This window comes from Granulicella sp. S190 (genome assembly GCF_009766095.1).
Lineage (GTDB): Bacteria > Acidobacteriota > Terriglobia > Terriglobales > Acidobacteriaceae > Edaphobacter.
In genome coordinates this window covers 404,467-408,075 of sequence record NZ_LMUD01000023.1, presented here as the reverse complement: position 1 = coordinate 408,075, position 3,609 = coordinate 404,467, and the positions used below count along the sequence as shown (strand labels likewise).

Annotated in this window: 3 protein-coding genes; all 3 read right to left on the bottom strand. The window is 58.3% G+C overall.

Annotated features, from left to right (window positions below; translation table 11 throughout):
* A partial coding sequence (alaS, locus tag GSQ94_RS15140) for an alanine--tRNA ligase (protein WP_158944809.1) occupies nt 1–1,679 on the bottom strand: 1,679 nt, incomplete at its 3' end.
* 46 nt (nt 1,680–1,725) lie between these two features.
* A complete protein-coding gene (locus tag GSQ94_RS15135) occupies nt 1,726–2,706 on the bottom strand; it encodes an amidohydrolase family protein (protein WP_158944683.1) in 981 nt (326 codons plus the stop codon).
* A gap of 40 nt (nt 2,707–2,746) precedes the next feature.
* Nucleotides 2,747–3,609 (bottom strand): hypothetical protein (locus GSQ94_RS15130; protein ID WP_158944682.1); only part of this gene is annotated, 863 nt, incomplete at its 5' end.

Here is a 3,609-nt window from a genome sequence, read left to right as displayed (position 1 = left end):
GAATACAACCACCCCTGATCCCCAACCTGCCCACCCGAGTCCGCATAGAAACTAGTAGCGTCGAGGACCACCTCACCCGTCTCGCCACCCTTCAACTCCGGCACACCAACGCCATCCTTCACCAGAGCCAGCACCTTCGCCCCCTCCACCCGCAGCGTCGAATACCCTTCAAACTCCGTCTTCGGCAACTCCCGATAAACCGGCGCCGCCGACTTCTGCGACCCACCCTTCCAACTCGCCCGAGCCCGCTGCTGCTCCTCTTCCTTAGCCGCATCAAAGCCAGCATGATCGAACTCGATCTCTGCATCGCGAGCAGCATCGACCATGAAGTCAAGCGGTAGCCCATAGGTTTCGTAGAGATGAAAAGCTATTGTCCCAGGAAGAATTGCAGATTTAGGTGAATAGCCATGCACCTCATTTGGGTCTAAACCCAAGCCACTCATCAGCGCACTGTTTTGTTCAGGATCAGAATTAGACAAGTACTCGCTCTTGGCAGTTTCAATGGAACGGTCAAGGAGTTTCGCGCCGGAGGTTAGCACCCGGGCAAACTGCTCCTCTTCCACCAGCACCACCTTACTCACCCGCTCCGCCGTCTCCTTCAACTCCGGATAAGCCACCTGCATCTCATCCCGAACCGCGAACACCATCTCAAACATGAACGGCTTCTCCTGCCCCAGCAGCCGCCCATGCCGAATCCCACGCCGCAGAATCTTCCGCAGCACATACCCTCTGCCCTCATTCGCTGGCAGCACACCATCCGAGATCAAAAAAGTAGCCGCCCGCGCATGGTCCGCAATAATCCTCAAGCTCGCACGCGACCGCTCATCGACAGAATGCTCGGGCTCAACCTTATGCCCGGTCAACTCCTCAGCCCGCTTGATCAGCGGAGTAAAAAGATCCGTCTCAAAGTTCGACAACACTCCCTGCAACACCGCCGCCACCCGCTCCAACCCCATACCCGTATCGATAGAAGGCTTCGGCAGCGGAGTCAGCGTCCCATCGCTGCTCCTATCAAACTGCATGAACACCAGATTCCAAATCTCGACATACCGCTGCTCGTCCAGCGGAAACGGCTTATCAACCCCAGCCTCTTCAGCCGCCTCAATCCCCAGGTCGTAGAAGATCTCACTACAAGGCCCACAAGGCCCCGTATCCCCCATCTGCCAGAAGTTATCCTTGGCCCCCATCCCAAAGATCCTCTCCTTCGGAACGCCAATCTCAATCCAAAACTTCTCCGCCTCATCATCCCGCGGAACCTTCGCATCGCCCTCAAAGATCGTCACATACAACCGCGAAGGATCGATCCCAAAGCAATGATCGTGATTCGAAGTCAGCAGCTCCCACGCATAAGCGATCGCATCCTTCTTGAAGTAGTCCCCAAACGAAAAATTTCCCAGCATCTCGAAGAAGGTATGGTGACGCCGCGTAAACCCAACGTTCTCCAGATCGTTGTGCTTGCCCCCCGCTCGCACACACTTCTGCGAACTGACCGCCCGCGTGTAATCCCGCTTCTCGTTCCCAAGAAAAACATCCTTAAACTGATTCATCCCCGCATTGGTAAACAGCAGCGTAGGATCGTTCACCGGCACCAGCGAAGAAGAGTGCACCCGCCGATGCCCCTTGCCCTCAAAAAACCGCAAAAAATCTTCCCGAATCTGGCTGCCCGAACGATTAATCATAAGCACCAAGTTTATCAGCGCAAACGCATCTCGAAGTCACCGCACACTACGAAGTGATCTTCAACACCTTCGCCGCATTCCCACCCACGAATATCTCCATCTCCTCCACAGACAACACCCCCGCCACCTTCTCCAGATAATCCTTCCCCTTCGTATTCGCGCTAAACGGATAATCCACCGAGTACATCATCCGCTCAATCCCCACCACCTCCAGCGCACACCTCAGCGGCGGCAGCGTGAAGTACCCACTCGTCGTCATATGAACATTCGTCTTGAAGTACTCCGCCACCGTCTGCTTCAACTTTGCCTGCCCCGACAGCACCCCGCTCGACCGAGCCAGCGCAAACGGCAACCCCTCGCCCATATGCCCAATAATCAACTGCAACCCCGGCACTTTATCGAACAGCCCCGAAACAATCAACCGCAGCGTATGCAGTGCCGTCTCCGAATGCCATCCCCACCCCGCAATCGAGAGTAACCGCCCCAACTCCCCCGGCAATCCTGTGTAGTAAGCCTCCCGCACCGGCTCCGGAGGAGGCGCCGGATGCAGATAGACAGGCACATCCAGCGCTGCCGCAGCTTCGAAGAACGGCAGAAATCGCACATCATCGAAGAACCGTTCCTCCACCGTCCCATTCACCATCACCCCAAGAAAACCGAGCTCCTTGACGCAGCGCTCCAACTCCTTCATCGCCGCGCCAACATCCTTTAGCGCCAACGTAGCAAAACCAGCCAGCCGATCCGGATGCGCCTTCACCGCCGCCGCCAGCTCGTCATTCACCTCCCGAGCCACCGCCGTCCCATCCGCCGCACTCAACCCCTCCAGCCCGAATGCAACCAGCGACATCACCTGCAGATCGACCCCACCCTCGTCCATCGCCGCAATCCGCCCCGCCCCCAAATCCAGCAGCTTCGCCTGCATCTCAGGAAACTGCATCCCAGTCCTCACGGAATACTCCGCCGTCGCCCGCACATAACCCTCAGTCAAAAAATGTTCTTCCAGTGTGATCGTCTTAACCGTCTTCATCTCACCTTAGACGCCATCCACCCACCAGAGTTTCCCGCGCTCAGACCAACCCCGGCACCCAGGTCTGTCCCTCCATCCGGAACACCTCATCCTCCGTCTTCCGCAGCCCCGCAAACTCCCCGCGATGCTCCGTCATCACCATCGCCGTCACCAGCGCATCAAACGCATCCTCCGACGCCCTTGCCTTCGCCATCACAAGCCGCGACAACCCCGCATACATAGCACTCTCCTTCCGCTTCTTCGCCAGATAAGCAGTCCGCGCCACCTCCGAACTCTTCGTCACCGCCCCCGTCATCAGCCGCGTATAAATCTCCACCACCAAAGGTTCATTCAACGAAGGCTCATCATAAGGCCAGATCCGAAATCCAGCCGCACGCAGCACCAGCAACCCCGGCATCCCCCGCAACGAAGCCGTCCCCACCGCTCCCGCTCCGCCAATCTGAAACACCGACTTCGGCGCGATCCCCGCAATCCTCGCAATCTGCAGCGGATCCGTCATCTCCGCCCGCACCTTCAACACCGTCTCCGCCCTTCGCAACATCCTGTGCGCATGCTCCCCGGAAAACTCCGCAGGCTTCTTCCCATGCCGCTTCGAACCCGGCACCCCCCAAAACCGCACATCCGCACAGTCCCGATGCAGCCACTCCTCCCCTCGCCCCGCAGCCACCAGCTCCCAAAACTCCGGCGCCGACTCAATTCCCAGCTCCCGCAAAAACCACGCCGGATAACTAAACGTAAAATCAAATCCCACCACCATCCGCGGAGTCTCCCGGCTCATCTCCACCAGCCAGGCCACCAACTCCTCGCGCGTCCTCCCACTTTCCAGCGTCACCTTCCCGGTAGAAGCGGTCCATACTCCGGCCCAGATCTTCCTTCTCTGCCCCGGCCCCTTATCGCCCGACC